Source organism: Gemmiger formicilis (genome assembly GCF_016901605.1).
GTDB classification, from domain to species: Bacteria; Bacillota; Clostridia; order Oscillospirales; family Ruminococcaceae; genus Gemmiger; species Gemmiger formicilis_B.
The window spans coordinates 1-532 of the sequence record NZ_JACJKP010000406.1 but is presented as its reverse complement, the minus strand read 5'-3'; the positions used below and the strand labels follow the sequence as shown (position 1 = coordinate 532).

The following is a 532-nucleotide window of genomic DNA, read 5'->3' as shown; positions in this document are numbered from 1 at the left end:
GACACCTGCCGAGGCCCGCACACTGCTGCAGCCTGTGATGGAAGGCGTAGCATTGCTGCACAAGTCAGGCTTGATTCATCGCGGCATCTGCCCGGACAATATTCTTTTGCCCATTGATGGTACGGCGCGGCTGACCGGCTACGGTACACTGGCCCTGCGTACCGGCGGCAGTGAGCTGAAGAGCCAGCTGTATCCGGGGTACGCAGCGCCGGAACAGTATTCGGCCGCAGAATTCAGCGGTCGGTATACCGATGTGTATGCGTTGGCGGCGGTGTGCTATAAACTTGTCACCGGTCAGACGCCGGTGGCAGCGCCACAACGCAAGGTGAAGGACAGTCTGGAATCGGCCCATAGCCTGGAAGCCGGGGTCCCGACCTGGTTCTCTCAGGTTTTGGCCTGTGCTTTGCGTCTGGATCCGGCCCGCCGTATGCAGACGGTACCGGAACTGATGAGTGCGCTGACGGACCCGAATGTGGCCAACGCCATGTTCGAGCGCGGAGACAACCAGATCAGTACCCGTAAAATTATGGGC

1 protein-coding gene is annotated in these 532 nt (G+C 60.2%); it reads left to right on the top strand.

What is annotated here, in order from left to right:
* The coding region (locus H6B10_RS15155) for a serine/threonine protein kinase (protein ID WP_204652325.1) at positions 1-532 on the top strand (532 nt) is incomplete at both ends.